The 20,337-nt window shown below is 69.1% G+C and carries 21 protein-coding genes and 1 pseudogene; 17 read left to right on the top strand and 5 right to left on the bottom strand.

Going from position 1 to position 20,337, the window contains the following annotated elements; genetic code table 11:
• Positions 1-81: 81 nt before the first annotated feature.
• From rplS to DTB53_RS04590, 13 genes and pseudogenes are all read left to right on the top strand, one after another.
• A complete protein-coding gene (gene rplS, locus DTB53_RS04650) occupies positions 82-432 on the top strand; it encodes a 50S ribosomal protein L19 (RefSeq protein ID WP_003965955.1) in 351 nt (116 codons plus the stop codon).
• 66 nt (positions 433-498) lie between these two features.
• On the top strand, positions 499-1,269 hold the full coding sequence (gene lepB / locus DTB53_RS04645) for a signal peptidase I (protein ID WP_012378844.1): 771 nt from the start codon (positions 499-501) through the stop codon (positions 1,267-1,269).
• The gene (lepB, locus tag DTB53_RS04640; protein ID WP_012378843.1) at positions 1,262-2,338 is read left to right on the top strand and encodes a signal peptidase I; all 1,077 of its coding nucleotides are present in this window, start codon (positions 1,262-1,264) and stop codon (positions 2,336-2,338) included. Before lepB (DTB53_RS04645) ends, lepB (DTB53_RS04640) begins: the two co-directional genes overlap by 8 nt.
• Positions 2,241-3,134 carry a signal peptidase I gene (gene lepB / locus DTB53_RS04635; protein ID WP_012378842.1) on the top strand — a complete coding sequence of 298 codons (894 nt, stop codon included), beginning with the start codon at positions 2,241-2,243 and terminating at the stop codon, positions 3,132-3,134. The genes lepB (DTB53_RS04640) and lepB (DTB53_RS04635) overlap by 98 nt, the downstream gene beginning before the upstream one ends.
• Before the next feature lie 50 nt (positions 3,135-3,184).
• Positions 3,185-3,940, top strand: a complete 756-nt coding sequence (lepB, locus tag DTB53_RS04630) for a signal peptidase I (RefSeq protein ID WP_003965951.1) — start codon at positions 3,185-3,187, stop codon at positions 3,938-3,940.
• Positions 3,937-4,425 carry an NUDIX hydrolase gene (locus DTB53_RS04625; protein ID WP_003965950.1) on the top strand — a complete coding sequence of 163 codons (489 nt, stop codon included), beginning with the start codon at positions 3,937-3,939 and terminating at the stop codon, positions 4,423-4,425. The genes lepB (DTB53_RS04630) and DTB53_RS04625 overlap by 4 nt, the downstream gene beginning before the upstream one ends.
• 65 nt (positions 4,426-4,490) lie before the next feature.
• Positions 4,491-4,799 carry a DUF2469 domain-containing protein gene (locus DTB53_RS04620; protein ID WP_003965949.1) on the top strand — a complete coding sequence of 103 codons (309 nt, stop codon included), beginning with the start codon at positions 4,491-4,493 and terminating at the stop codon, positions 4,797-4,799.
• Between the two features lie 158 nt (positions 4,800-4,957).
• Positions 4,958-5,317 (top strand): YraN family protein, encoded by a 360-nt coding sequence (locus DTB53_RS04615; protein WP_003965947.1) that lies wholly within the window; start codon positions 4,958-4,960, stop codon positions 5,315-5,317.
• Positions 5,317-5,478: pseudogene (locus tag DTB53_RS37265) on the top strand (magnesium chelatase domain-containing protein); the annotation flags it as partial. The gene DTB53_RS04615 and the pseudogene DTB53_RS37265, both read left to right, overlap by 1 nt.
• A gap of 95 nt (positions 5,479-5,573) precedes the next feature.
• Positions 5,574-6,389 (top strand): hypothetical protein, encoded by an 816-nt coding sequence (locus DTB53_RS04605; protein ID WP_012378841.1) that lies wholly within the window; start codon positions 5,574-5,576, stop codon positions 6,387-6,389.
• Positions 6,386-6,820 carry a type II toxin-antitoxin system VapC family toxin gene (locus DTB53_RS04600; RefSeq protein WP_012378840.1) on the top strand — a complete coding sequence of 145 codons (435 nt, stop codon included), beginning with the start codon at positions 6,386-6,388 and terminating at the stop codon, positions 6,818-6,820. The genes DTB53_RS04605 and DTB53_RS04600 overlap by 4 nt, the downstream gene beginning before the upstream one ends.
• 198 nt (positions 6,821-7,018) lie before the next feature.
• Complete coding sequence (locus tag DTB53_RS04595; RefSeq protein WP_372455142.1) at positions 7,019-7,528, top strand: DUF6932 family protein; 510 nt, start codon at positions 7,019-7,021, stop codon at positions 7,526-7,528.
• Positions 7,525-8,487 (top strand): hypothetical protein, encoded by a 963-nt coding sequence (locus DTB53_RS04590; RefSeq protein ID WP_042495984.1) that lies wholly within the window; start codon positions 7,525-7,527, stop codon positions 8,485-8,487. The genes DTB53_RS04595 and DTB53_RS04590 overlap by 4 nt, the downstream gene beginning before the upstream one ends.
• A 305-nt stretch (positions 8,488-8,792) precedes the next feature.
• Here DTB53_RS04590 and DTB53_RS04585 read toward each other — a convergent pair whose 3' ends face one another.
• The 4 genes from DTB53_RS04585 to DTB53_RS04570 are packed head-to-tail and all read right to left on the bottom strand — an operon-like array spanning position 8,793 to position 14,627.
• A complete protein-coding gene (locus tag DTB53_RS04585) occupies positions 8,793-9,212 on the bottom strand; it encodes a hypothetical protein (protein ID WP_012378836.1) in 420 nt (139 codons plus the stop codon).
• A complete protein-coding gene (locus DTB53_RS04580; RefSeq protein WP_012378835.1) occupies positions 9,209-11,353 on the bottom strand; it encodes a site-specific integrase in 2,145 nt (714 codons plus the stop codon). Before DTB53_RS04580 ends, DTB53_RS04585 begins: the two co-directional genes overlap by 4 nt.
• On the bottom strand, positions 11,350-13,092 hold the full coding sequence (locus tag DTB53_RS04575; RefSeq protein WP_012378834.1) for a hypothetical protein: 1,743 nt from the start codon (positions 13,090-13,092) through the stop codon (positions 11,350-11,352). The genes DTB53_RS04580 and DTB53_RS04575 overlap by 4 nt, the downstream gene beginning before the upstream one ends.
• Positions 13,089-14,627 carry a site-specific integrase gene (locus DTB53_RS04570; protein ID WP_042495982.1) on the bottom strand — a complete coding sequence of 513 codons (1,539 nt, stop codon included), beginning with the start codon at positions 14,625-14,627 and terminating at the stop codon, positions 13,089-13,091. Before DTB53_RS04570 ends, DTB53_RS04575 begins: the two co-directional genes overlap by 4 nt.
• Before the next feature lie 49 nt (positions 14,628-14,676).
• Between DTB53_RS04570 and DTB53_RS04565 the strand changes: the two genes are divergently transcribed.
• From DTB53_RS04565 to DTB53_RS04545, 4 genes are all read left to right on the top strand, one after another.
• The gene (locus DTB53_RS04565) at positions 14,677-16,140 is read left to right on the top strand and encodes a YifB family Mg chelatase-like AAA ATPase (protein ID WP_012378832.1); all 1,464 of its coding nucleotides are present in this window, start codon (positions 14,677-14,679) and stop codon (positions 16,138-16,140) included.
• Between the two features lie 200 nt (positions 16,141-16,340).
• Positions 16,341-17,453 carry a DNA-processing protein DprA gene (gene dprA / locus DTB53_RS04555; RefSeq protein ID WP_078562791.1) on the top strand — a complete coding sequence of 371 codons (1,113 nt, stop codon included), beginning with the start codon at positions 16,341-16,343 and terminating at the stop codon, positions 17,451-17,453.
• A gap of 254 nt (positions 17,454-17,707) precedes the next feature.
• Positions 17,708-18,544: an RNA polymerase sigma factor WhiG gene (gene whiG, locus DTB53_RS04550; RefSeq protein ID WP_003965944.1), complete on the top strand. Its 837-nt coding sequence runs from the start codon at positions 17,708-17,710 to the stop codon at positions 18,542-18,544.
• 105 nt (positions 18,545-18,649) lie between these two features.
• Positions 18,650-19,207 carry a TetR/AcrR family transcriptional regulator gene (locus DTB53_RS04545; RefSeq protein WP_030704907.1) on the top strand — a complete coding sequence of 186 codons (558 nt, stop codon included), beginning with the start codon at positions 18,650-18,652 and terminating at the stop codon, positions 19,205-19,207.
• Here DTB53_RS04545 and DTB53_RS04540 read toward each other — a convergent pair.
• On the bottom strand, positions 19,158-20,012 hold the full coding sequence (locus tag DTB53_RS04540; protein WP_012378830.1) for a murein hydrolase activator EnvC family protein: 855 nt from the start codon (positions 20,010-20,012) through the stop codon (positions 19,158-19,160). The genes DTB53_RS04545 and DTB53_RS04540 overlap by 50 nt on opposite strands.
• Positions 20,013-20,337: the final 325 nt, after the last annotated feature.

Below are 20,337 nucleotides of genomic sequence, written 5' to 3'. Positions count from 1 at the left end.
CCCGCCCGACGCGATCAGCACTCCGAACTCCTCTCGATATCCCGTCGATGACCTGTGGCATCGGCGAAGAAAGCAGAAACCATGGCTTCCCTGCTCGATGGCGTCAACGCCGCCACCCTCCGTTCGGACGTCCCGGCGTTCCGCCCCGGTGACACCGTCAACGTCCACGTGCGCGTGATCGAGGGCAACCGCTCCCGTATCCAGCAGTTCAAGGGTGTTGTCATCCGCCGCCAGGGCTCGGGCGTCAGCGAGACCTTCACGGTCCGCAAGGTCTCCTTCAGCGTCGGCGTCGAGCGCACCTTCCCGGTGCACAGCCCGATCTTCGAGAAGATCGAGCTCGTCACCCGCGGTGACGTCCGCCGCGCCAAGCTGTACTTCCTCCGTGAGCTGCGCGGCAAGGCCGCGAAGATCAAGGAGAAGCGCGACAACTGAGCTGTCGCCCGGTCATCCCCCTGGGGGTGACCCGTCCACAGCATGGCCGGATAAGCTTCGGCCGCGATGGACACGCAAGCACAGCACTCGGAGCGCGACCGCTCCCCGGACCCCGACGCGGGGTCCGGGGAGCGGTCGCGCTTTTCGCGTGTTCGGGACCGTGTCGTCTCCGTCCTGTCCTGGCGGCGGGTGCTCACCGGGGTGGTCGTGGCCGCCGTCCTCCTGCTGCTGTTCAGCTCCTACGTGGTCCAGCCGTTCCTGATCCCCAGCCGCTCCATGGAGCCCACGCTGAAGGTCGGTGACCGGGTTCTCGTCAACAAGCTGGCCTACCGTTCCGGCGACGGGCCCGAGCGCGGCGACGTGGTCGTCTTCGACGGCACCGGCTCGTTCGTGCGGGAGGACCCCGACGCGAACCCGCTGACCGGGCTGGTCCGCGGGGCGGCCTCCTCCCTGGGGCTCACGGAGCCCGCCGACACCGACTTCGTGAAGCGGGTGGTGGGCGTGGGCGGCGACCGCGTCGTCTGCTGCGACGCGCGGGGCAGGCTCGCGGTCAACGGCGTGACGGTGGACGAGCCGTACCTGTACCCCGGTGACACCGCCTCCCGGGTGCCCTTCGACATCCTGGTGCCCGCCGGCGCCCTGTGGATGATGGGCGACCACCGCAGCCGCTCCAGCGACTCCCGGGACCACCTGGGATCGCCGGGCGGCGGGATGGTCCCCGTCGAGCGGGTGACGGGCCGGGTGGACTGGCTGGGCTGGCCGCCCGCCCGGGCGGGTTCGCTGGAGGGGACCGGCGCCTTCGACCGCGTACGGGCGCCCGGCGCGGCGCATGGGTAACCGCGGGCGTCCGCGCGGCGCAACCGACCCCGGCGCGGCCCCGCCGACCGGCAGCGGGCCCACCGGGCCGCGCTCCCTGCCCACCCGGGCGGAACGCCGCCGGCTGGCCAAGAAGGTCCGGCGCAGGCGTCGCGGGTCCGCGGTGCGGGAGATACCGGTCCTCGTCGTCGTGGCGCTGCTGATCGCGCTCGTCCTGAAGACGTTCCTGGTGCAGGCGTTCGTCATCCCGTCCGGGTCGATGGAACAGACCATCCGGATCGGCGACCGGGTCCTCGTGGACAAGCTGACGCCGTGGTTCGGTTCGAAGCCGCAGCGCGGCGACGTCGTCGTGTTCAAGGACCCCGGAGGCTGGCTCCAGCAGGAGAACCCCGGGGAGCAGGAGGACCCGCCGATCGGCGTCAAGCAGGTCACCGAACTGCTGACGTTCATCGGACTGCTGCCGTCCGACGACGAGCAGGACCTGATCAAGCGGGTCATCGCGGTCGGCGGCGACACCGTGAAGTGCTGCGGCGAGGACGGCCGGGTCACCGTCAACGGCGTACCGCTGGCCGAGACGTACCTCCACCCCGACGACCGGCCCTCGACCATCTCGTTCGAGGTGAAGGTCCCCCCGGGCCGGCTGTTCATGATGGGGGACCACCGGTCCGACTCGGCCGACTCCCGCTTCCACCTCGACGGACCCGACCGGGGCACCGTCTCGGAGGAGGAGGTCGTGGGGCGGGCCGTCGTGATCGCCTGGCCGTTCGGCCACTGGAGCACCCTGGAACAACGCGATGCCTTCGGCGGGGTCCCGGACGCGCGCGCATCGCGGGCGGCGGCTGCGGCCCCGTCGAATAGTGTGGCACCTCCGGATCCCGATGGAATGGTCCGGCTCCCGACCCCTGCGGAACTCCCGCTCGTTATGGGAGTGGTGGGCCTGCACCGGATCCGGCGCGGGCAGTGGCACGTACTGAGGAGTGGATGTGGGGGATTTGGCGGTCGGCGCACGATCCGGACGCGACGAACCCGAGGACCGGCCGGAGCGCGACGAGTCTCCCGCGGGCGGGGCGGCGGTCCCGCCGGAGGGTGAGGGCGACCCCCCGGGCGACGGCGACAGGCCGGCCAGGAGGCAACGTTCCTTCTGGCTGGAGCTTCCGCTGCTCGTCGGCATCGCGCTGGTTCTGGCGCTGCTGATCAAGACGTTCCTGGTCCAGGCGTTCTCGATCCCCTCGGACTCCATGCAGAACACGCTGCAGCGGGGTGACCGGGTGCTGGTCGACAAGCTGACCCCGTGGTTCGGCTCGGAGCCGGAGCGCGGCGAGGTCGTGGTCTTCCACGACCCGGGCGGCTGGCTGGAGGACACCGTGACCCCGGAGCCCAACGCGGTGCAGAAGTTCCTGAGCTTCATCGGTCTGATGCCGTCCTCCGAGGAGAAGGACCTGATCAAGCGGGTCATCGCGGTCGGCGGCGACACCGTGGAGTGCAAGGAGAACGGACCGGTCACGGTCAACGGGAAGAGCCTGGACGAGAAGTCGTTCATCTTCCCGGGGAACACCCCGTGCAACGACAAGCCCTTCGGCCCGATCAAGGTGCCGGACGGCCGGATCTTCGTCATGGGCGACCACCGGCAGAACTCCCTGGACTCGCGCTACCACCAGGAGCTCCCGGGGCAGGGCACGGTCTCCACCGACGAGGTCGTCGGCCGTGCCGTCGTCGTCGCCTGGCCGCTGGGCCGCTGGGCGACCCTCCCGGTCCCGGACACCTTCGACCAGCCCGGTCTGAACGCGGCCGCCGCGATGGCGCCGGCGGCACTGGGCGTAGCCGGAGCGGTGCCCCTCGTGTTGTGGCGCCGCCGGAGGCTGACCGCCGGGCGTACCGCCGGGTAGGGTGCCGACTCGGATCAGCGATTGTCGATCTCCGACGGGGGAGCGCTGGGATGAGCGGTACAGGAAGCAAGGACGACGGCCGCGGCCGGCTCGGCGCCATGGTGTCGGGCCTGGCCGTGGCCGTCGGCTGTGTGCTTTTCCTCGGCGGTTTCGTCTGGGCGGCGGTGGTCTACCAGCCGTACACGGTCCCGACCGATTCGATGTCCCCCACGGTGAAGCCCGGTGACCGGGTGCTCGCCGAGCGGATAGACGGCGCCGACGTCCGGCGCGGTGACGTGGTGGTCTTCACCGACCAGGTCTGGGGCGCCACACCGATGGTCAAGCGCGTCGTCGGGATCGGCGGCGACAAGGTGGCCTGCTGCGACGGTGACGGACGGCTCACCGTCAACGGAACCCCCGTCGACGAGCCCTACCTCGCCCGGGGCACGGCCGCCCCCGGCGAGAAGGCCCCGGCCTCGCCGCAGGACTTCTCGGCCACCGTGCCCGAGGGCCAGATCTTCCTTCTCGGCGACGAACGGGCCACCTCGCTGGACTCCCGCGTCCACCTCCAGGACGGCGGCCAGGGCTCCGTGCCGCTGAGCGCGGTGCGGGCCAGAGTGGACGCGGTGGCCTGGCCGATGAACGGCATGATCGACCGGCCCTCCTCGTTCGCCGAGCTGCCCGGCGGGGTGTCCGCGGCCGGGCCGCTGCGCTTCCAGCTGGGTGCGATCGTGGCGGGGGTCGTGCTGATCCTCGCCGGTGCGGTGTACGGGCCCGTGGCGGCGCGCCTCGCCCGCCGGAGGGCGCCGGCCGGGGTGGCCCGATGACCTCCGGGGCCCGCAGGGTCGCCCGGGTGGTCCTCCTGGACCCCGACGACCGCGTCCTGCTGCTCCACGGCCATGAGCCGGACGACCCGGCCGACACCTGGTGGTTCACCCCGGGCGGGGGCCTGGAGGGCGAGGAGACCCGGGAGGAGGCGGCCCGCCGCGAACTGGCGGAGGAGACCGGGATCACGGACATCGCACTGGGCCCGCTGCTCTGGACCCGGATCTGTTCCTTCCCGTTCGACGGGCGGCGCTGGGACCAGGACGAGTGGTACTACCTGGCCCGTACGACACGGACCGCGACGGCCCCGCAGGGCCTCACCGACCTGGAGCTGCGCAGCGTCGCCGGTCTGAGGTGGTGGACTTCCGCCGAACTGCTCGCGACGCGTGAGACGGTGTACCCGACCAGACTCGCCGAGCTGCTCCGCACGCTCCTCGACGAGGGTCCCCCGTGCGATCCGCTGGTTCTGGCCCCCGAAATCGTCTAATCGTCCAAGGGCGCCGGAGGCTGACGCACAATGGGGGGCACGCACGGCTGAAGGGGAAACATGCCATGAGCGCCGAGGACCTCGAGAAGTACGAGACCGAGATGGAGCTGAAGCTCTACCGGGAGTACCGCGATGTCGTCGGTCTGTTCAAATATGTGATCGAGACCGAACGGCGCTTCTACCTCACGAACGACTACGAGATGCAGGTGCACTCCGTCCAGGGTGAGGTTTTCTTCGAGGTGTCCATGGCGGACGCCTGGGTCTGGGACATGTACCGGCCCGCGAGGTTCGTCAAGCAGGTCCGCGTGCTGACCTTCAAGGACGTCAACATCGAAGAGCTCAACAAGAGCGATCTGGAACTTCCGGGAGGCTGATCCCGCGCTGCCCGGTGCCGGGCCCCCGATACGCGCGTCGCAGGAACGACCCGGTCACCCGTGTGGGTGGCCGGGTTTTCCACATGCGCGGAGTTTTCCACCAAGATCCACATCTTCCGGCGGGCCGGGTCACAGTCGGTACCGGAGGTGGTGCCGATATGAACGCACGGGGGGCACTCGGGCGGTACGGCGAGGATCTGGCGGCGCGGCTGCTGGCCGAAGCCGGTATGGCGGTGATCGAGCGCAACTGGCGCTGTCGCGCCGGAGAGATCGACATCGTGGCCAGGGACGGCGACGCCCTGGTCTTCTGCGAGGTGAAGACGCGCAGGTCACCGGGGTTCGAACACCCCATGGCGGCCGTCGGTCCGGTCAAGGCCGACCGGCTGAGACGGCTCGCCGAGATCTGGCTCGACCGGCACGGCGGGCCACCGCCCGGCGGGGTCCGCATCGACCTGGTCGGTGTGCTCGTGCCCCGGCGCGGAGCCCCGGTCACGGAGCACGCCCGGGGGGTGTCCTGATGGGTTTCGCCCGAGCGTGTTCCGTGGCGCTGGTCGGCGTCGAGGGCGTGGTGGTGGAGGTCCAGGCGGACCTGGAACCGGGCGTGGCGGCCTTCACCCTGGTCGGCCTGCCGGACAAGAGCCTGGTCGAGAGCCGGGACCGGGTGCGGGCCGCCGTGGTCTTCCCTGTCAAGTTGATGTGTTCAGATCTCCGATGTCTCGATGGCCGTCTTGTCAGACGCTCGCGGGAACCGTCTGACAGGACTACTGTGGATGCGTGGCTGAGGACGAGCGTGTCCCGGGATCGATCGCCCGCCTGGAGGGCAGGGCGGACGAGTCTGAAGCCGCGCGCGCAATTCGGAATGCTTTTCTCTCGAGAGTGCGAGACGCGCTCGACCAAATTCCTGCGGGTATCGTAGAGAGCTTGGCTGTCGACCTCCATCCCGAGACGATGGAGGCCCTAGGCTTCGATCGCGAGCTCCCCGATGACTTCGTGGTTGGCGGGCATAACTTGGTGCTTGCGCTCGGATTGCGTGCTCAGGGCGAGGATGGTGATGCCACCCCCTCGGACGCACGGTTGCTGCTTGTTCAGGCGAAGCATGTGCGTGAGCGAGGCTGGAGCTTGGATTTTCCGAGTAGCCTCCGCGACGCTGTCGCTGCGGCGCAGGTGTCCCAGCCGGTTCTGCCTGGCCTTGACAAGCTTGCTGGGCGCAGCTTCGGACCACCTGACAGAGACCTCTTGGTCAGTGCGGCGATGCTCGAAGGGCTAGGGACTGAGACGTTCAGACCCCTACGCGCTCGGATCACAGAGATCATGTCTGCCATCGAAGTTCCGGTCAGGGCTTTGAGGAACCCTGGGAAGGTCCTGGGTGAGTTGGCGGCGAGGGGGGAAGTCGCCCGAGTTACTAGTCACGGCAAGGTCGTGGGGTGGCTGATGCCGGCGACCGAGGCTGAGCAACACCTTGATGTTTTGCTGAGGGAAGGGCGCCTGCGACGTGGGACGCCTGCTCCGATTGAGCCGATCGATGTTGACGGCATGGAGAGGCCGCTGAGCGAGTTGTTGAGTGAGGCGCGCGACGGGGAACGCACTTGATCTATCTGGACTCCTGCGCGTTGGTCAAGCTGATCAAGCGGGAGAAGGACACCGATGCTCTGGTTGCCTTCCTCGAAGAGCGTCCCCAGCAGCGACAGGTCACCTCGGATCTCGCTGTGACCGAGATTATGCGAGTCATTCGGCGAGCACGCTGCGGACCTCAAGGGCAGCTTCTTATCGATGACTTGACGTTCACCAGACTGCTTGAGGCTGCTGAGAAGCGCCTCAACGCGACTGATCTGGTGACTCTCGACCTTGCCCTCCTCGAAGAGGCCGGGGCGCTTGAGGAGTTCAACATCAAGTCGTTGGACGCGATTCACCTCGCGAGTGCACTGATGCTGGGACCGTCTCTGACGAGCTTCGTGACCTACGACGGGGGGCTTCGCGGGCATGCAGAGAACCGCGGTCTCCCGGTGTTCTCTCCCTCTTGACCAGGTGGGCCAGGTCCTCGACGTGACCTCGCAGCCCCCGAGCCGCGTGTGATCTCCACCTCGTAAGGGTCCCGAGGGGGAGCCTGAGGTGCTGATTACCTCGCAATACTGACGTTCCTATTTCTGGCGCTGAGCCCCCTAGGTAGGGTGATCGCCTGGGGCAGGGAACATCGGCGCGAGCCGACGTGAGGGGGGACTGTGATACCAGCGCTCACAGACGGTGGTTTGCTGCCGCCTGGTCGTCACGCTGCGACGTTGGCCGAGATCAAAGAGATCTTCGTGGAGCAGGCTCCGCACGCCGAGCATCGCGGTCGTATTTTCCGAGCTTTTGAGCTGTATGCAGACTTGGTCCAGGATGTTCTTGAGCGGGGAACGTTTTGGGTGGATGGTGGATTTTGCACCCACAAGCAAGCCCCGCCGGCGGACCTGGACCTTGCGGTTTTCATTGACCGAAGCCTGAATCTGACCGAGAAGGACGTTGAGAGGCTTGTTCCTCTGCTCACTCTGAAGCAGGTGGAGGTTCATGGTGGGCCCGTGGAGTGGGCTGAGCGCGTTCAGCCCATGGGCGGCCTCATAGATGGCTTCCCTGTCGTTGCTGGTGTCCCTGAGCAGGAGCAGTATTGGGACACCCTGTGGTCCAGCGTGAAAGGACCCGACGGGCAACCCGTCCCTGGGGTGGTTAAGGGATATCTGGAGGTGAGCTGGTGAGTAACGATCTTCGAGACAAGTACGTCCGTGCCTTTCAGACGACCGAGGGCAGCGATCCGCTCTCCCGGCTCACCAGGGCGGGCCTTCAGGCTTCGGCAGAGAAGTTCAGCGGCCTTGGTCTGCTGCAGACAGATGCTGGATCACCGGGTTTCAACTTCCGGCTCGCCAACCCCGACAGTGGGGGGCTCATCGCCGCTCATGAGGTGGGCGATTTCCTCCAGCGTGTGCAGAAGGCTGTGGCTCGTTTGGCCAAGGCCCGACGTGTCCGTCGCGCCGATGTCGTGAGGTTGCAGCCGTTGGATCTTGCCTTCGCCCGGCTCGATGTCGCTGCTTCCGCAGCCGGTTCGATCATTGTGGATCTGCAGCCTCATATTGCGGTGCCTGAGGAGGGCGAGGACGATTTGGCTCCGGCTGGCGTGTCCTGGGCTGAGATCGGTGCGGTTGAGCTGGTTCGGGCCCTGCCCGAGAGTCACGACGATGAAGCGTCGATGGACTCGTTGCTGAGTGCGTCCCCGGTGATGCGTCGGGCGGTGGCGGATCTGATTCAGGATCTCCCGAACCCGAAGCTCGATATCAGTCTTACTGTCCAGCGAGGGACCGGCGAACGGATTTCCTCCGTGCTCTCCGCCGGCCAGGCGGTAACGCTTCGCGAGCGCCTTGGCGTCATTCGTGAAGAGCGGGAGGTCATCCGGCTGCAGGGGCGCCTCGATGGGTTGCGGACCCGGCGGCAGATCTTCTATTTCGAGCCTCCGACCGGCAGTGAGATCCACGGATTCGTGGACGATTCCCTGGTCAGCGTCGTGAGAGATCACTTGGACCAGGAGGTCGAGGTGGCACTCGAGAGCTTTGTCCTACGCTCGCTCGCGGGCAAGCGGAGCCAGCGCCGCTACCGGCTGATCGAAGTGGCTGGCCAGCAGTCCCAGCTTCCGCCTGGCAGCGAACTTGACGAGGACGAGTAGTCGGCCCGTGGTAATGGTGCTGGGGCCTTGGAAGAATCAGCGTGAAGCTGATTCTTCCAAGGCCCGGCAGGCTGTTCGGCCCGAGGGCTTCGATGTCTGACTGCAACTGCATCAGTACCAGCGCAGGCAAGAGTGGGCGGGGCGCTAGGGAAGCTTCCGGTCACTCGTAGTGATGGAGCTCTGCTTTCCTTGCATGTCTCAGAGAGCTCATTCAAGGAAAAGCAGTGTGGATTTTTCCGGGCTGTTTCTCTTTGCGGAGACTTCGGCCCCTTCAGCCCCTGCCAGGGAGCAACGGCCTGCCGATGTCATGTGCTGGGTGGCCGGAAGGGGACGACGTTGTCTCCGGTCGGATTCGGGACTGCCGTGGGTCGAGTGGTCGATCCGGTGCGCTGGGTGAGGACGGCCTGGGCGAGCGTCAGCCGGGTCACCAACTCGCGGAGGTGTTTGAGCTCGTCGTTCTGGTTGGTGATGGTCTTCTCCAGCTGGGTGACCTTCTCCCGCAGTCGTCTCTCCGGCTCAGGCATTTGCTTGGTTTCGGTGCGGACGCGCGCTTCGAACTCGTTCTTCAGGTCCGAGTGCCGCTTGTAGAGGGCCATGCGGTGGACACCGGCCTCGGCGGCGAGCGCGGCGACGGTGAAGCTGCCGTTGGAGGCGGTGGCCTTTTCGGCCAGCAGTCGGTCCATCGCCTCGCGGATGCGGGTGCGTTCGTCCAGGTGCTGGTTCATATCATGGCCTCGGCGGTCTGGGCGGTGGCGTCATGGGCGTCGGCCATCTTGCGGAAGTTGTCGGCATTGCGACGCAGTCTCTTGGCGAGCTTTTCCGGGACGAAGGTGGCCTTGAGGTCGATCTCGTCGGCCTTCTCCCGCATCTGCTGTGCGTGGGTGTCGGTGCGGACGGTGTTGCCGCAGCCTTGCTGGCAGGCGTACTGCCTTGGTGCGGTCGCACTCGGCTCGGGTTCGCAGAGTGCGTTGTCGTGCTTGAACGCGCAGATCAGAAACGAGTCCGGGTTGTCGTAGAGCACAATGCCGTCGCGGGCGAGGAACTTGGCGGCCTTCGTCGCGAACTTCGTGGTAACGATCCGGCCCTCGAACCGCGGCGTCGTCGCGGCGGCGGTGACCGCCCGCCGGGCGGCGGGGCCGGAGATCTTCTCCCCGGCCGCCATGCGGTCACGCAGCTGGGCGGCGGTGTCTGCCGCTGCGAGCGCGGTCTCGACATCGAGCACACTGTGGATACCCCCGCGGCTTCGGGATCCGTAGCCGCTGGAGGTCCGGGCATCCAGGACCGTCCGCATGTGCCCGTACTGGATCGCGAGCGCGACCAGTCCGCCGGGGCGCCGGGCGATGTGCCAGGCCAGCGTGCGCCGGAAACGGGCCAGCCCGATCGCCCCGTGAGGGTCCGAGGGGATGATCTGGTCAGTCAGTCCTTGGGCCTTCGCTTCGCGGTTCATCCAGCTCACGAAGTCCTCAACCCGGGTGCTCAAACCCTGGTGCTTCAGTGCCCCGTGGTGGCCGCGTTGCTGAACGAAATCGTGGTGGGCGGCGCTCAGGAGAAGCTCTCCCGGCGGCACCATCCGTTCGAGGACACGGATGGCGTGGACGACCGGGCTGATAGCCACCCAGGGGACCTCGCGTTCCTCGCCTGCTGAGACCAGGTTGCCGTCGGAATCGGTGACGTTCTTGTAGTGCCAGCTGCGGATCAGGTGCCGGCCGTGTGTGCCATCGGCGCCAGGTTCAGGCTCGGGGCAGCAGCCCGAACGTAGGCCCTGTACTTCCTGCGGACGCATACCGGTCAAGTACAGACAGATGATCATTGCGGCGGTGCCCAGGTGCCGCATTAGTTCGGGGGCCTCATCGAAGTCCATGTGCGTGCGCCAGGGCATCCCATCGATCCGCCCGGTAACCGGCACCTGCAAAGGACACGGGCCGGGCTGCTCGTCGGCCAAGTCCGCGAGCCGGTGCCGCTCGGAGAAGCGGCCGACCTGGCCCAGGCTCGCACCGGTGAGCGCGGAGATGTAGGTGCGGGCCAGGCACATCTTGCCGTGCATCCGGATCGCCGGGAGGGCTTCACCCTGCTCGACGAGAGGCAGCAGGCGATCCGCAAGGGCGGTCAAGCCCTCGGGGACAGCCACGTTCGCGGCGGCCACGGCGACCAGACGTCGCCTCTCGGCCCAGGCGGCGAGGATGTCGTCGGCGAAGTCATCGACGAAGCGGATCGCCCAGATCAGCAACGGCCCTAGGGTCTGCGGATCGAGCGGCTCCCTGCTGTTCTCCCCGGATGCCGAGCCGTCGGCCGCGGGAAGGAAGTCATCGACACCCTCGACCTCCCACGGAGGTCGGGTGACATTGCCAGGGCAGGCGCTGAGCTGGTCAAAAGCCCACAGGTCCGACAGGGCAATGCATATCTTCTCTGCGTAGTCGCGGGAGACGCCGTCCTTCCAACGCTCGGGCAGGTAGGCACGCCACACCTCTTCGGTGCAGTCAGCGAGGCTGGTGAAGCGACGCTCATGCAGCCAACGTGCCAGCCGCATCCACTCATTGCAGGTGTCCCGCATGTCGGAGGCGGACGTCCTGCCCCGCGCCTGGACCCCACGGCCCTTGAGGTAGGTGGGCCGAAGTCGTCCGTTGAGCATCGTCCAGGTCACGAGTTTCAACTCGCCCAGCAGAGGTGCCGGGCAATTCCTCCACAAGATCGAGCACAGGATGGTGCCGGGATTGTCGATGAGTGGCGCCAGAGGCCAGACGGGGTCCTCATAGCGGGCGTTGTCGTGCGTATTGCCGGGGCTGATCCACTCGGCCAGCACCACCGGGCTGTCCGGGACGGGCATGGGCAGGATGTACGGGTCGTATTCGGCAGCGAGGCTGGTCACGGAGCGAGGTCTCCCTTCAGCAGGAGCTGGACAACATCGCGGTCGGCATCACTGACGCGGCCCAGGGCGGCATCCCAGGCGGCCGGGCCCACCTTTTTGTCGTCGTCGCGGAGGTCCTCCAGCCGCAGCAGAGGATCTTTCCAGCGTTCACGGAACACGCGGTTATCCGTGGCGGAGCGCAGGCTCACGATCTGTTGGTGCAAGTGCGCGAGCCGGGGATGGTGGCCGGGATGGACATGCGCGTTGGAACAGGCCAGACAGAGCAGGAAATCCGCCCCGCAGCCTCCCTCGGGAGCTGGCCATGGGCTGGTCTCCTCGTCTTCGCAGTCCGCCGTCGCGGTCTCCTGATGCTGCGGATCTGGCTTGTCCGCGATCTTCCCGCCGAAGACGACAGCACGGGCTTGCTCCCATGCTTCGACAGCACCGTCCGCGAACACGTCCCGGGAAGCACGCTGGACCCGCTTGTCCGGCAGTACATAGACGCTCTCGTGTGTGCCCTGGGTGTGCTGCAGGGGGCGGCCCTCATCAGTCACCGTGGTCCGGCGGACCCGCCCGAACGGCGACCCGCCCAGTCCATGCTTCTCGGCCCAGTACTGAGCCATCCCGATGGAAATGCCGAAGGATATGGGGCCCACCGGGGCGGGACGGTCCAGATCCGTGTGCTCCGGCTCCAGGTGATAGTCGCGAGCCGCCATGAAGAGGTTGGTCCCCGGCTTCAGCTCGTTGGCGAGCATGCGTGCGTGAGCGGTGGCTTCCATGGCCTGAGATATCAGCCGCCCCGGAGAGTCGGCCCCGGAGTCCGTGACGTTCTCCGTGGAGAACCACCGTCCCCAGCCGGTTCTGCGCTTCTCGACCTGGACTTGATAGGTCACCGAGGCTGTCTCGCCGACCGACGGGCTCGTCGTCGGCGTCGGAATCCGGTCGTAGACCGACAGGTTCCATGCGAACCGGTCAGTCAGCAGCACGGCCAGTGCGGTGAGCTCGGAATGGGTCAGAAACAACCGCCCCCAGGTCTTCTCCAGACTCGAGCCGCCCAGCAACTTGCGATGTGTCACGTGCCGCAGACCGCCCGGCAGGACTGTGCGGGGAACATCTCCGGTACGGGCGATGTGGTCGAGGACCTGCCCGATCCTCCACTCCCGGCTGTCCTCGGCGAGGTCGCCCGCACGCCATCTGTTCAGCAGCCGCGAATTCTCGGTGATCCGCAGCCAAGCCGACCGGAACTGACGCTGAGCCGTCAGTACCACCCGGTCCCGCTCGCTGTCCCCGTAGGACTGTTTGCTCGGCACCGGCTTCGGAATCCGTCGCGCCAGTTCGTCTGCCACAGGCCCGCCATCCAGCCGAGCGTCCCCCTGCAGAATGCCTCGGACGACACGCAGTGTGGTCTTACCGCTGTTGGTGTTGATATGTAGATCCCGCCAACTCTGCAGGGCGGTCACGGTGAGCCCGTCGAGATCATCCGGTGGACTGTCCAGACCGGCGACGAACTTCGCGAACATTTCAAGGCCGGTGAAGCAGGTCCTAGCCGTGCTGTGGCTGGTCCAGCCGAGGGACCGGACGGCGAACGACGCAGCGAGCGACCGCTGCATCGGCTCGGCCAACGGCAGTTCGGCGAAGTCCCAGTCCTTCATATAGCCGGCCTTGTTCGTGACCGTAACCACGAGGCCGTCCGGGACCACCGGCAGATCGACGTGGTGATTGGGTGGCGGCAGGACGGCCTTGCGTCCCCGCCCGCTCACGATGTCTTCCCGAGGATTACGTCGATGTCCTGGATGCCGGCCGTCTCCCGGGCCAGCCGGGCGAACACCCCATTCAAGTCCTCAATGTCCTCGCCTTCATCGGTGGTGTCCGCAGCGGCGAGGATCGACTCCAGCTGCAGGTGAGCCACAGGAGCCAAATAGTGCCGTTTTGTCGTCTCCACGTCTGCGTGCCCTAGCAGCGTCTTCACCAGCCACCAAGGATCGCCGAACAGAAGGGCGAAGTCCCGTCGGTCCTTGGCGGTGAGCCCGTATCGCTTCTCATACAGGTCGTTCAGCAGAACCAGCATGAAGAGCGCGAACGAGTGCCGGGCCGAGTGCGGGGTGGCATACGGACTCTTGCTCTGCACTTCCCCCAACCGCAGGTCCCGGGTGGCCTTCCGAGCTTCCTCGCCGAGTAGCACCTGCTCACACCGCAGGTTCGCCGTCCTGAACACGCCGTTCCACCGGTCCGGGAGCATCGGAAGGCCCTCCTCGGTCAGCCACAACCATGCCGGCTCCGGTCCGTCGGGGCCCTCCAGGAACAGCCACTGCCGAATACGCCACTTCAGACTGCTCAGCTCCTGTGAGCTGACCACGCCGTTGCGGTCGACCCACTCCACCTCCGGCTTCAAACCGTGAGTCACCTTGGTGATCAGCAGCATCTGCTGCATCACCGCGGGTCGCTCGTAGCGGCCCGTCTCCTGGGCCCGCTGGACCGCCCAGGCCCGCTCGGACTGGACGTAAGCCTCGGTCTGGCCCACCGCGTCCACCGAGGTGTAGTACGTTCGGCTGTTCTTTGACCTCGTCAGCGCACCCGCGAGACGACCGTGCATGTACCGCCCGCGGCGCAACCGCTGAGTCGGCAACTCGAACAGCAGCAGGCCTCCGCCTTCCTGGCGACGCAACCCTGAACTGAGCAGCAACTGCACGAAGGCGGTGTTCCGCAGCTCCGTACGCGACTCCCAGCTCGGAGACGCGACCCGGGCGAGGGTGTGGCCACGCAGTCCGACGTCCGACCACAGACCCCAGGTTCGTGGCGTCAACCACGACACCCGTGCACTGACCGAATCCGCAGCTCGGTCCTCCCGTTGGGAGACGTCCACCGGCAGCGGGTAGACCTTCCCCCACTTGAACAGCTTCGTGAACGCCGCCGCCTCGCGGTTCCACTTCGTCCCGCTGATCCGCTCAGGGTTCCCCGGAGCGTCACATCGCCAGTTCCGGTAATCCGCCAGGTCCTGACGCGTCGCCTGTTGCCACGACAGCCCGCGCAAGAAGAGAGAGTTCAGTAGCGTTCGATAATCCGTTCCGTAATTCCTCTTCGTTTCCCTTTCCAGTTTCCGGAATGCGTCGGACCGTACGAAATCCAGGAGACCCCTGTCCACCGTTCCGTCCGGCCTGATGTACACCGGGTCGCCCGGCAGCAGACCTATTCGGGCCACTGCCTCCGGCAGGCCCTGTCCCCCCAGGACGTCCTCAGCCGGCAGCGTTCCCCACCGCTCCTGATCCGGTACCCACACCACATGCCACTCGTTCAACGGGATCCCCTTCTGATGCGCTTGAACACATCAGATCATCAGGGAATGGGTGAATTCCGGTGCCGAGTGGCCGCAGAAGAAGCTCACCGTCGGCCTCTCCCCGGCCTCCGTGCCGAAGGGCGGTTCGGGTTTCGACCTGGCTGTCGCGTGTGCGGTCCTCGGGGCGGCGGAGCGGATCGACCCGGCCACGATCGCCGACGTGGTGATGATCGGCGAGCTGGGTCTGGACGGCCGGGTCCGTCCGGTACGGGGCGTGCTGCCCGCCGTCCTCGCGGCTGCCGAAGCCGGGTACGAGCAGGTGGTCGTCCCCGAACAGACGGCCGGGGAGGCGGCCCTGGTGCCGGGGGTCTCGGTCCTCGGCGTCCGGAGCCTGCGCCAGCTCATCGCCGTCCTGTGCGACGAACCCGTGCCCGAGGAGCCGGACGACGGGCGGGGACGCCCCGACGCCCTGCCGGCCGGGCTGATGATCCCGGGCACGGGACTCGGCACGGGGCTCGCCCCGGCTGCCGGGCGGGGGGACGGGCCCCGGCCCGACCTGGCGGACGTCGCGGGCCAGCCCCGCCCGCGCCAGGCCCTGGAGGTCGCCGCGGCCGGGGGACACCACCTGCTGCTCTCCGGCCCGCCGGGGGCCGGCAAGACCATGCTGGCCGAGCGGCTGTCGGCGGTCCTGCCGCCGCTGACCCGGCAGGAATCCCTCGAAGTGACGGCGGTCCACTCCGTGGCCGGCCTCCTCCCCCCGGGTGAACCGCTCGTCTCCCGGGCGCCCTACTGCGCGCCGCACCACTCGGCGACCATGCAGTCCCTGGTCGGCGGGGGCAACGGGATGCCGAGGCCCGGGGCGGTGTCCCTCGCCCATCGCGGGGTGCTCTTCCTGGACGAGGCCCCCGAGTTCTCGGGCAAGGCCCTCGATGCGCTGCGGCAGCCGCTGGAGTCGGGTCATGTGGTGGTCGCGCGGGCCGCGGGGGTGGTGCGGCTGCCGGCCCGCTTCCTGATGGTGCTGGCCGCCAACCCGTGCCCCTGCGGCCGGCACTCGCTCATCGGCGCGGGGTGCGAGTGCCCGCCCTCGGTCGTCCGCCGCTATCAGGCGAGGCTGTCCGGGCCGCTCCTCGACCGGGTGGATCTGCGGGTCGAGGTGGAGCCGGTCGACCGTGCGGACCTCCTGGGGCGGGGTGGCCGGGGCGAGTCGACGGAGGTCGTCGCCGCACGGGTGCGGGACGCCAGGGCGCGCGCGGCCGAGCGGCTGGCCGGGACCCCGTGGACCACCAACAGCGAGGTGCCCGGCCACGAGCTGCGGACCCGGCTGCTCGTGGCCCCGGGAGCCCTGGCCGCCGCGGAACGGGATCTGGAGCGCGGGACCCTCACGGCCCGGGGGCTGGACCGGGTGCTGAGAGTGGCGTGGACGGTGGCGGACCTGCGGGGCGCCGACCGCCCGGACGCCTCCGACGTGGCGGTCGCCCTGGAACTGCGTACGGGCATCCAGCGCGGGGTGCCGATGGGGGTGGGGCAGCGGTGACCGGGCGGACGGGGGAGGCGGCCCCGGGCCGGGACGGTGGCCGGGAGGCGGACCCGGATCTGGGGAATGGCCAGGCCCCGGACCGGAACGCTGACCGGGAGCCGGACCCGGACCTGGGCGGCGGCCGGGACCCGGACCGGAGCCGGGGCTCGGACCGGGGCCGGGAGGCGGAGCGGCTGGCCAGGGCCGCGCTGACCAGGGTGCTGGAGCCGGGGGACGAGCGCGCGGGGCGCTGGCTCCGGCGGACCGGCCCGGTCGAGCTGATGCGGAGGCTCACCGTCGATGACGGCTCCGCCGAGAGGCTGCCGGGGATGACCGCCGCCCGGCTCGGGGGCTACCGGCTGCGGGCCGCCGGGGCGGAGCCGGGCCGGGACCTGGCCGCGGTCGCCGCGGTGGGCGGGCGCTTCGTCTGCCCGGGGGACCGGGAGTGGCCGAGCCAACTGGACGACCTGGGCGACGCCCGCCCCGTCGGGCTCTGGGTGCGGGGGCGGCCCGACCTGAGGCTGTGGTCCCTGCGCTCGGTCGCGGTGGTCGGCGCGCGGGCCTGCACCCCGTACGGGGCGCACATGGCGGCGGCCCTCGGTTCCGGGCTCGCCGAGCGGGGCTGGGTGGTGGTGTCGGGCGCGGCGTTCGGGGTGGACGGGGCCGCGCACCGCGGCGCACTGGCCGCGGGCGGGGCGACGACGGCGGTGCTGGCCTGCGGAGTCGACGTCGCCTATCCGCGCGGGCACGCCGAGTTGCTCGGACGGCTGGCGCAACAGGGCCTCATCGTGGCCGAGTTGCCCCCGTCCTCACACCCCACCCGCAGCCGATTCGTCCTGCGCAACCGGGTGATCGCCGCGCTGACCAGGGGGACGGTCGTGGTGGAAGCCGAGTACCGCAGCGGTTCGCTGGTCACCGCCCGCCGGGCCCAGCGGCTCGGCCGCTTCGCGATGGGGGTGCCCGGCCCCGCCACCAGCGGACTCTCGGCCGGGGTCCACGAGCTGTTGCGCGGCGAGGGCTTGCTCGTCACCGACGCGGACGAAGTCGTCGAGCTGGTCGGGGACATCGGTGACCTCCCGCCGGTCCGCCGCGGCCCGGTGCTGCCCAGGGACCACCTGGACGCGGTCACCGCACGGGTCCTCGACGCGCTCCCTTACCACGGTGTCGCCCACCCCCGTGACCTCGCCCGCACCGCGGGGACGTCCGCCGACGAAACACTCGGTCGTCTGTACGAACTGCACTCACTGGGGTTCGTCGAACGCGAGGGCGACGACTGGCGATTGACGCCTCCGCCGGCACGCAACGACGACGCGCGGCGAGGCGGTACTTGACCTGGAGCATTCGGGTGAAAAGGTAAGGCCGGTGACCTCGCACGATCGATCGGTGACCTGTTCACGGCCCGCGTCCACGGCGGCGGTCCCGGCCTCCGACGGGCGCGGGCGGCGTGAACGGCGGAACGCGATCCGGCGGCAGGGATGTCCTTTCCTGCGCGGACCGCGACGTCACAGTCACGCTACGCTCACAAGGATTCCGCCCCAGACACAAGTCCCCCAGCACTTCACGGCAGAACGGCTCAAGGCACCACATGCCCCAGCACACCTCCGGGTCTGACCGCGCGGCAGTACCACCGGTTGCGCGTGGCACCGTGCGCCCTCCCGCCCCCTCCTCCCTCGACGAGTTGTGGCGCTCCTACAAGACCACGGGCGACGAGCGACTGCGGGAGCAGCTGATCCTGCACTACTCGCCGCTCGTGAAGTACGTCGCGGGCCGGGTGAGCGTGGGGCTGCCGTCCAACGTCGAGCAGGCCGACTTCGTCTCCTCCGGAGTCTTCGGGCTGATCGACGCCATCGAGAAGTTCGACATCGAACGGGCCATCAAGTTCGAGACGTACGCGATCACCAGGATCCGCGGCGCGATGATCGACGAACTCCGAGCCCTGGACTGGATCCCGCGGTCCGTGCGGCAGAAGGCGCGGAACGTGGAGCGCGCGTACGCCACGCTGGAGGCGCAGTTCCGGCGTACCCCGTCGGAGGCCGAGGTCGCCTCGGAGATGGGCATCGCGCTGGAGGAACTGCACGCTGTTTTCAGCCAGTTGTCGCTGGCGAACGTGGTCGCCCTGGAGGAGTTGCTGCACGTCGGCGGCGAGGGCGGCGACCGGCTGAGCCTGATGGACACCCTGGAGGACACCGCCGCCGACAATCCGGTGGAGGTCGCCGAGGACCGTGAGCTGCGAAGACTCCTCGCGCGGGCCATCAACACGCTCCCCGACCGCGAGAAGACCGTGGTGACCCTCTACTACTACGAGGGCCTCACCCTCGCGGAGATCGGCAACGTCCTCGGGGTGACCGAGAGCCGCGTGAGCCAGATCCACACCAAGTCCGTGCTCCAGCTCCGGGCGAAACTGGCCGACGCGGGCCGCTGACGCCCTCTTCCCGGCACTCTCCGGCCATCCGATCGGCGGCCGTGCCCTTCCCCCGCACGCCCGCCGCCGTAGAGTGGAGGCGTGCCCAGGATTCGAGCGGCCTCCGTGGCCGAGCACCGGACCATGCAGCGCGGCGCCCTCCTGGACGCCGCGCGCTCCCTGCTGTCCGAGGGTGGTACGGAGGCGCTGACCTTCCCCGCGCTCGCCGAGCGCACGGGCCTCGCGCGCTCCTCCGTGTACGAGTACTTCCGCTCCCGGGCCGCCGTCGTCGAGGAGCTGTGCGCCGTCGACTTCCCCGTCTGGGCGGCCGAGGTCGAGAACGCCATGCAGGGCGCCGAGACGCCCGAGGCGAAGATCGAGGCGTATGTGCGCCGGCAGCTCGACCTCGTCGGGGACCGTCGCCACCGCGCGGTCGTCGCGATCTCGGCGAGCGAGCTGGACGCGGGGGCCCGGGAGAAGATCCGGGCCGCGCACGGCGGGCTGATCGCCATGATCGTCGAAGCGCTGGGCGACCTCGGCCACGCCCAGCCGAGGCTGGCCGCCATGCTCATGCAGGGTTCGGTCGACGCCGCGGTGCGCCGTATCGAACTGGGTGTCGCGGAGGAGCCGGGCGTCATCGCGGACACCGTCGTCGCGATGGTCCTGCGCGGTGTGCGCGGCTGACCCGGACGGCGACCGGCTCCGGCACCCCGAACACCGGCAGCAGCCGCGAGGGGCCCTTCCGCAGCAGGGCGGGCGGCAGCAGCGAGAGCGGGTCCAGATAGGCGTCCCCGCGTCGGAGCCCCCAGTGCAGACAGCCCTCGTCGCAGTGGAACGGCCCATCTTCCAGCACCCCGACCGGCTGCCCGGCCCGCACGCTCACGCCCTCCTCGACCAGCGCCCGCACCGGCTCGTACGTGGTGCGCAGCGGTGGCGAACCGCTGCCGGCCACCTCGACGGCGACCACCCCGCGTCCCGCCACCCGCCCCGCGAACGACACCCGGCCGTCGGCGGCCGCCAGCACCCGGGCGCCCGGCCCCGCCGCGAGGTCCACGCCGCGATGGCCGGGCCCGTACGGACCGGCGGGCGGCTCCCACCCCCGTAACACCGCGGGCCTCCCCGCCAACGGCCAGCTCCGGGCGCCGCTGTCGATGCCGGTGCCCGTGTCGGCACCGGTGTGGCCCGCCGTGCCGCCGTCCCCGTCCCCGGCCCCGGTCGTGCCGCCGTCCCCGTCCCCGGTCGTGACCCCGTCCCTGTCGTCGGCCGTGCCGCCGTCCCCGGCGGCGCCCGCACGGGGGGTCGGCTCGGCGTCCGCTGCCGGTGCGGACGCCAGGGCGCCGGCCGGTGCGAGGGAGGACCCACCCGGGGCGCTGGGGCCCACCGGGATCAGCACGTACACCACGAGCACCAGGAGTACCGGGAACACCAGGGGCAGCTGAGGTGGGCGGCGGCGGGCGGAGGGGCGGCGTGGGCCGGGCTGGAGGCGCATGACGCCACGATGGCCCGGAGGCCGGGGTTCCGGGGATCAGGGGACCGTTCCTGTGGACTACCCGCCGGTTGTGGATATCGCCGCCACCCGGCCGTGGACGTCGCCGCCACCCGGCTCGGGCACCACCGTCACCCGGTTGTGGACAGCGCCGTCACCAGGCACCCGACCGGTCCCGTACACTTCTTACGGCGATCCGGGTCACCGGGTCGACTTCGCACGCCCCGCCACCTCCCTCTTCGTGGAGATGGCCGCGCTCCTCGGTCCCTCGTGGCACGGCGCGTCGGGGCGTCAGGCGCGAACGCAAACCTGCGGTCGCGATAACCGA

The organism is Streptomyces griseus, assembly GCF_900460065.1.
Classification (GTDB): Bacteria; Actinomycetota; Actinomycetes; order Streptomycetales; family Streptomycetaceae; genus Streptomyces; species Streptomyces griseus.
The sequence above is the reverse complement of the archived record's forward strand: the minus strand, read 5'-3'. Positions and strand labels throughout refer to the sequence as shown.

Coding starts and splice junctions, on each gene's coding strand:
- rplS (WP_003965955.1), top strand. CDS start 82: ATGGCTTCCCTGCTCGATGGCGTCAACGCCGCCACCCTCCGTTCGGAC.
- lepB (WP_012378844.1), top strand. CDS start 499: ATGGACACGCAAGCACAGCACTCGGAGCGCGACCGCTCCCCGGACCCC.
- lepB (WP_012378843.1), top strand. CDS start 1,262: ATGGGTAACCGCGGGCGTCCGCGCGGCGCAACCGACCCCGGCGCGGCC.
- lepB (WP_003965951.1), top strand. CDS start 3,185: ATGAGCGGTACAGGAAGCAAGGACGACGGCCGCGGCCGGCTCGGCGCC.
- DTB53_RS04625 (WP_003965950.1), top strand. CDS start 3,937: ATGACCTCCGGGGCCCGCAGGGTCGCCCGGGTGGTCCTCCTGGACCCC.
- DTB53_RS04620 (WP_003965949.1), top strand. CDS start 4,491: ATGAGCGCCGAGGACCTCGAGAAGTACGAGACCGAGATGGAGCTGAAG.
- DTB53_RS04615 (WP_003965947.1), top strand. CDS start 4,958: ATGAACGCACGGGGGGCACTCGGGCGGTACGGCGAGGATCTGGCGGCG.
- DTB53_RS04585 (WP_012378836.1), bottom strand. CDS start 9,212: ATGAACCAGCACCTGGACGAACGCACCCGCATCCGCGAGGCGATGGAC.
- whiG (WP_003965944.1), top strand. CDS start 17,708: ATGCCCCAGCACACCTCCGGGTCTGACCGCGCGGCAGTACCACCGGTT.
- DTB53_RS04540 (WP_012378830.1), bottom strand. CDS start 20,012: ATGCGCCTCCAGCCCGGCCCACGCCGCCCCTCCGCCCGCCGCCGCCCA.